The 6,350-nt window shown below is 38.4% G+C and carries 6 protein-coding genes; 5 read left to right on the top strand and 1 reads right to left on the bottom strand.

Features of this window, described 5'->3' with window-relative positions; translation table 11 throughout:
* The first annotated feature begins 340 nt into the window (after nt 1-340).
* Entirely contained in the window at nt 341-1,813 is a 1,473-nt protein-coding gene (putP, locus tag HU235_RS22620) for a sodium/proline symporter PutP (RefSeq protein ID WP_145581965.1), read from the top strand.
* A 61-nt stretch (nt 1,814-1,874) separates the two neighbouring features.
* On the opposite strand, the gene HU235_RS22615 is transcribed toward putP, so the two are convergent.
* Nucleotides 1,875-2,174, bottom strand: coding sequence for a DUF3219 family protein (locus tag HU235_RS22615; protein ID WP_233452380.1), 300 nt, complete (start codon nt 2,172-2,174; stop codon nt 1,875-1,877).
* Nucleotides 2,175-2,326: 152 nt separating this feature from the next.
* Between HU235_RS22615 and HU235_RS22610 the strand changes: the two genes are divergently transcribed.
* The 4 genes from HU235_RS22610 to gatB all read left to right on the top strand — a co-directional run bounded on the left by HU235_RS22610 (nt 2,327) and on the right by gatB (nt 6,082).
* Nucleotides 2,327-2,701 carry an Hsp20/alpha crystallin family protein gene (locus HU235_RS22610; protein ID WP_174881673.1) on the top strand — a complete coding sequence of 125 codons (375 nt, stop codon included), beginning with the start codon at nt 2,327-2,329 and terminating at the stop codon, nt 2,699-2,701.
* A 173-nt stretch (nt 2,702-2,874) separates the two neighbouring features.
* Complete coding sequence (gatC, locus tag HU235_RS22605) at nt 2,875-3,165, top strand: Asp-tRNA(Asn)/Glu-tRNA(Gln) amidotransferase subunit GatC (protein WP_095302746.1); 291 nt, start codon at nt 2,875-2,877, stop codon at nt 3,163-3,165.
* Nucleotides 3,166-3,178: 13 nt separating this feature from the next.
* Nucleotides 3,179-4,636 carry an Asp-tRNA(Asn)/Glu-tRNA(Gln) amidotransferase subunit GatA gene (gene gatA / locus HU235_RS22600; protein WP_174881672.1) on the top strand — a complete coding sequence of 486 codons (1,458 nt, stop codon included), beginning with the start codon at nt 3,179-3,181 and terminating at the stop codon, nt 4,634-4,636.
* 15 nt (nt 4,637-4,651) lie between these two features.
* The gene (gene gatB / locus HU235_RS22595; RefSeq protein WP_174881671.1) at nt 4,652-6,082 is read left to right on the top strand and encodes an Asp-tRNA(Asn)/Glu-tRNA(Gln) amidotransferase subunit GatB; all 1,431 of its coding nucleotides are present in this window, start codon (nt 4,652-4,654) and stop codon (nt 6,080-6,082) included.
* The last annotated feature ends 268 nt before the right edge of the window (nt 6,083-6,350 follow it).

The following is a 6,350-nucleotide window of genomic DNA, read 5'->3' as shown; positions in this document are numbered from 1 at the left end:
GAATAGATATAATCTATTTGAACATATAAGAGAAAAAAGATACGTTTTTGTGTATGTTTATTCATTTTGCGGTACGTGATTAATTATGTCTATTTGATGAACTTGTCAGATTGTGTTACGGTTATTAAGGACTTTCTTCACCGGTCAATCTATGAGTCTATGTTTTTTATCATCATGAAATTGCATAAGCCTGCATAAGGTTTTGTTAACAACTTTTTTAGGGGGTGATTAAATGGAACTAACAGTAGCAACATGGTGCTGGCTACTCATACCGATGCCATTGTTGATTGTATTATCTGTCATCACATATTTTACGGAAAAAAGGAGTGGTTAAACAAAAATGGATATTAATTATGCCCAGCTTACAGCGATTATCGTCTACTTAATTGGAATGGGCGCGATAGGTGTAGTTGCGACAAAACTGACAAGTAATTTAAATGATTATGTGCTAGGTGGAAGACGACTAAGTGCTGGAGTTGCTGCCTTAAGTGCAGGAGCATCAGATATGAGCGGCTGGCTCATGCTAGGTTTACCAGGTGCTATGTATGTAAGTGGTATGGGAGGAATATGGATTGCGATTGGCTTATCAATAGGTGCGTATTTAAATTGGCAATTTGTTGCGAAGCGGTTTAGAGTTTACACGGAGTTAGCCAATGATGCGATTACGATTCCAGACTATTTTGAAAATCGATTCCATGATAAATCAAAGCTTTTACGCGTTGTTTCAGCAATTGTCATTCTAGTATTCTTCACTTTTTACACATCATCAAGTCTTGTAGGTGGGGCCATTCTTTTAGAAAGCTCATTTAATATGGATTATCGGCTTGCCTTATGGGTTGGGTGTGCGGTTATTTTATCCTATACGTTGTTTGGTGGATTTTTAGCTGCCAGCTGGACTGACTTTGTGCAAGGAATTCTTATGCTATTAGCTCTAATTATTATACCGATCGTTGTTATTTATGAACTAGGCGGTTGGGGAGAAATGTTACAAAAAATTGGAAATATTGATCCATCTTATCTGAATGTCAATAATGGTGCAACCTTTATAGGCGTAGTATCACTACTTGCGTGGGGTCTTGGCTATTTTGGTCAGCCACATATTATTGTTCGCTTTATGGGGATAAAATCGACAAAGGAAATCCCAAAAGCACGCTTAATCGGGATGACATGGATGATTATTTCACTATTTGGAGCTATTTTTATCGGATTTACCGGTATCGCCTATTTTGCAGATGCTCCGCTTAAAAACTCTGAAACTGTGTTTATCATGATCTCTCAAGTATTGTTTAATCCATGGGTTTCAGGATTTTTATTAGCCGCGATTCTTGCTGCGATTATGAGTACAGTTGATTCACAATTAATTGTTGCTTCAAGTGCGTTGGCACAGGATTTCTATAAGCAGCTATTTAAACGAAATGCGACGCAAAAGGAAGAAATGATTGTTGGCAGAATCGCCTGTCTTGCCATTGCGATTATTGCGATCTTCTTAGGGTATGATCGAGATAGTAAGGTTTTAGAATTAGTAAGCTATGCTTGGGCAGGCTTTGGGGCAGCGTTCGGTCCTCTAATTGTCATCAGCTTATTCTGGAAACGAATGACGAGAAATGGTGCGTTAGCTGGAATGATTGTCGGTGCTGTAACAGTTATCGTATGGTCTAATCTTAAAGGTGGAATTTTTGACTTATACGAGCTAGCACCAGGCTTTATCTTTTCCTGTCTTGCCATTGTCATCGTTAGCTTAATTGAAAAGGGCCCTTCAGAAGAAGTGCAAAAGGAATTTGAGAGCTACAAAGAAGAACTAAGAAAATCATAGGAACACAAAAATGCTTGGGTTATACATGATATAACCCAAGCATTATTTGATATGGTAAGAGTTAGTTTTCCTTAAGCAAACTCAATTTAAAGACACCAACATTTCCGAATTCATATAAATTTGTTACAGAGGTTGAGTACTCTTGAATCGTTCCGGTGAATTTTTCATCCTTTTCAGGAAGTTCTACAAGAAATTTCCCTTCGTATAATAATGTCGTTACATCGTGGTAATCCTCGCTTTTTACTTCGAAGGTAAAGCTTATGATATCACCATTTTTTGAGGTACTTTCTTTAAACTCATTCACTAAAAAAAGCCGATCATTTAACATAACCTTTGTTTCCAAAAGATCAAATCCTTTCATTATTAAAAGCCTCATCCTGCTATTTAGATTATATCCATTTTCATTGATTTCTTCGCTTTTCATGCTCTAGAAATAAGAAAATGAAGCGCCTAGGCAAAAATCAGGATGTGAACATAGGATAATATCATCTAAAAACATAAGGGGTGTACGCTATGAGTGATCCATTGAACATGATGAATGATTTTTTTCGAAGCCGTCCAAAGCGAACACTATTAGATTCAATCGATGATATGTTTAAACAGCAATCTCCAAGCTTTTTAGTAAATATAAATGAAACGGATGAGCAATATACGGTAATCGCTGAGCTGCCGGGGGTACCAAAGAATGATATTCATGTAGAAATGCGCGGCAATGACCTTATCATTAACGTAAAGGAACAGAAGCAACCACCGCGAAATCTTGGCGGTGTTAGAAGGGTACACATACCAGAGCATGTCTTAAAAAAGCAAATGAAGGCAGTTTATCGGAATGGACTTTTAGAAATTAGCTTTAGAAAAAGAAGACCTACTAGAATTGAAATCGAATAGACATGACCGCTAGTTTAGGAGCTGGCGGTTTTGCTCTGTTTTCTGTATAATTTTTATTTTTGAAAAGAGTTAACAAAGGAGTTTTCGCTTTTCTTACTTCGTGTTGATTAAATAGCCTTATTTTTGGTATCATCAGAGTATTGTGAACGTACGATTTTGTGGAGGTGAAAGTCATGTCAAGAATTACGACAGAGCAAGTAAAGCACGTAGCAAACCTAGCACGTTTGGCTATAACAGAAGAAGAAGCTGAGGTTATGACAAATCAGCTAGACGCGATTATTACATTTGCTGAGCTCCTTAACGAGGTTGATACAGAAAATGTAAAGCCAACATCACATGTATTAGATATGAAAAATATCATGAGAGAAGATATACCGAAAAAAGGCTTGGATAATGAAGAGGTTGTAAAAAATGCTCCAGACCATATCGATGGATATATTCGTGTACCATCAATTTTAGAATAGAGGAGGGACAAGCATGGCACTCTTTGATCAGAAAATATCTGAATTAAAAGATTTATTACATAAAAAAGAAGTATCTGTTTCTGACTTAGTTGATGAGTCGTATAAGCGGATTCATGAAGTAGACGATAAAGTGGGAGCGTTTTTGACCCTTAATGAGGAAAAAGCACGTGCATATGCAAAGGAATTAGATGATGCATTAGGTAGTCGTGACGAATTTGGATTATTATTCGGAATGCCGATTGGTGTAAAGGATAATATCGTAACAAAAGGCTTGCGAACAACGTGTGCAAGTAAAATTCTTGAAAACTTTGATCCGATCTATGATGCAACAGTCGTCCAACGTCTGCAGCAAGCAGAGGCAGTTACGATCGGGAAACTTAATATGGACGAGTTTGCGATGGGTTCTTCAAATGAAAACTCTGGCTTCAAGCTTACAAAAAATCCATGGGACTTAGAAAGAGTACCAGGTGGATCAAGCGGTGGTTCAGCGGCAGCAGTTGCAGCAGGTGAGGTACCATTCTCATTAGGATCAGATACAGGCGGATCGATTCGTCAGCCAGCATCGTTTTGTGGTGTAGTAGGATTAAAGCCTACATATGGTCGTGTATCACGTTTTGGTTTAGTTGCATTTGCATCTTCATTAGACCAAATTGGACCGATAACACGTAATGTTGAAGATAACGCCTTCCTTTTACAAGCTATTTCTGGTGTTGATGAAATGGATTCAACCTCTGCTAATGTAGAAGTGCCAGATTTCCTTTCAGCTTTAACAGGTGATGTGAAAGGCTTGAAGATTGCTGTACCGAAGGAATATTTAGGTGAAGGTGTAGCGGAAGAAGTAAAGCAATCTGTTTTAGACGCGCTAAAGGTTCTTGAGGGTCTTGGAGCAACATGGGAAGAGGTTTCCCTGCCACACTCTAAATATGCTCTTGCTACTTATTATCTACTGTCATCATCTGAAGCATCTGCTAACCTTTCCCGTTTTGACGGTGTACGTTATGGCTATCGAACAGATAATGCAGAAAACTTACTAGATTTATATATGCAAAGCCGTGCAGAGGGTTTTGGTAATGAAGTAAAGCGCCGGATTATGCTCGGAACATTTGCGTTAAGCTCTGGCTATTATGATGCTTACTATAAGAAGGCACAAAAGGTTCGTACATTAATTAAAAAAGACTTTGAAGATGTTTTTGAAAACTATGATGTCATTATCGGACCAACAACACCAACGCCAGCCTTTAAAATTGGGGAAAATATCAAAGACCCATTAACAATGTATGCAAATGATATTTTGACAATCCCAGTAAACCTTGCAGGTGTCCCAGGAATATCTGTCCCATGTGGCCAATCAAACGGGCTGCCATTAGGATTGCAAATTATCGGAAAGCATTTTGACGAAAGCACGATTTACCGCGTTGCACATGCATTTGAGCAAGCAACAGACCATCATAAAGCAAAACCTGAACTGTAAGGGGTGAGAAAAACAATGGAATATGAAACAGTCATAGGACTTGAAGTCCACGTAGAGCTTAAAACAGACTCGAAGATCTTCTCAAGTGCACCAAACCATTTCGGTGCTGAGCCAAATACAAATACAACGGTAGTAGAGCTAGGCTATCCTGGTGTGCTTCCAGTGCTAAACAAAAAGGTCGTCGATTTTGCGATGAAGGCATGTATGGCATTAAACTGTGAAGTGGCTACTGAAACAAAATTTGACCGTAAAAACTATTTTTACCCAGATAATCCAAAGGCATATCAAATTTCTCAGTTTGATAAACCGATTGGAGAAAACGGCTGGATTGATATTGAAGTAAATGGTGAGAAGAAGCGGATCGGCATTACTCGGATTCATATGGAAGAGGATGCAGGAAAGCTTATCCATACGAATGATGGCTATTCACTAGTCGATTTAAACCGTCAAGGGACACCATTAATTGAAATCGTATCTGAGCCAGATATTCGTACACCTGAAGAGGCATATGCTTACTTGGAGAAATTAAAAGCAATTATTCAATACACCGAAGTATCTGATTGTAAGATGGAAGAGGGATCTCTTCGTTGTGATGCGAATATTTCACTACGCCCAGTTGGACAAAAGGAATTCGGAACAAAAACAGAATTGAAAAATCTAAACTCCTTTGCCTTTGTCCAAAAGGGATTAGAATACGAGCAAAAGCGTCAGGAGAAAATCCTTCGTTCTGGTGGAACGATTGATCAAGAGACACGCCGTTATGATGAAGCGACGAAAAAGACGATTCTTATGCGTGTGAAGGAAGGCTCTGATGATTATCGCTATTTCCCTGAGCCAGACCTTGTTGAACTGTATATTGATGACGAGTGGAAGGCTAGAATTCGTGCAGAGATTCCTGAGCTTCCAGATCAGCGCAGAAAACGTTATGTTGAAGAATTAGGCTTACCAGAGTATGATGCTCAAGTTCTTACGATGACAAAGGAAATGTCTGACTTCTTTGAACAAACACTTAGTTCTGGTGCTGAAGCAAAGCAAGCATCAAACTGGATTATGGGTGAGCTATCAGGCTATTTAAATGCTGAAGGTAAAGAGCTAGGTGATGTTGCATTAACTCCTGAAGGCTTAGCTGGCATGATTAAATTGATTGAAAATGGAACGATCTCTTCAAAAATTGCGAAACAAGTATTTAAAGAGCTTGTTGAAAACGGTGGAGACGCAGAAAAAATCGTTAAGGAAAAAGGACTTGTCCAAATTTCCGACGATGAAACGTTACGTAAGTTTGTAACAGAAGCATTAGATGCGAATCCACAGTCTGTTGAAGACTTTAAAAACGGAAAGCAAAAAGCGATCGGTTTCCTTGTAGGTCAAATTATGAAGGCAACAAAAGGACAAGCAAACCCTCCTATGGTGAACAAGCTATTAATGGAGGAAATCCAAAAGCGTTAAATGGTGAGTCTGAGGAAATCTACTTCTAGCTTTAAAAGTGGAACTAGATTTAAATAAAGAAGAAAAGCTTGGGTTGAAATTTTCAATCCAAGCTTTTTTTATAGATATGTTGAATTTTCCCCTTTAAGTGAGATGGTTTACTAGAGATAATCGCATCTCCCATATTTGTTTTATAACAATCTATTCATAGAACAGAATCCTACTAAGCAGCAGCCAATTATACAAAAGATTCAGTAGCTTAGTGACATAAAAAGCCGAGGAAATGAAG

The sequence above is a fragment of the Metabacillus niabensis genome, assembly GCF_902829255.1.
Classification (GTDB): domain Bacteria; phylum Bacillota; class Bacilli; order Bacillales; family Bacillaceae; genus Metabacillus; species Metabacillus niabensis.
The sequence above is the reverse complement of the archived record's forward strand: the minus strand, read 5'-3'. Positions and strand labels throughout refer to the sequence as shown.

Coding starts and splice junctions, on each gene's coding strand:
- putP (WP_145581965.1), top strand. CDS start 341: ATGGATATTAATTATGCCCAGCTTACAGCGATTATCGTCTACTTAATT.
- HU235_RS22615 (WP_233452380.1), bottom strand. CDS start 2,174: ATGAAAGGATTTGATCTTTTGGAAACAAAGGTTATGTTAAATGATCGG.
- HU235_RS22610 (WP_174881673.1), top strand. CDS start 2,327: ATGAGTGATCCATTGAACATGATGAATGATTTTTTTCGAAGCCGTCCA.
- gatC (WP_095302746.1), top strand. CDS start 2,875: ATGTCAAGAATTACGACAGAGCAAGTAAAGCACGTAGCAAACCTAGCA.
- gatA (WP_174881672.1), top strand. CDS start 3,179: ATGGCACTCTTTGATCAGAAAATATCTGAATTAAAAGATTTATTACAT.
- gatB (WP_174881671.1), top strand. CDS start 4,652: ATGGAATATGAAACAGTCATAGGACTTGAAGTCCACGTAGAGCTTAAA.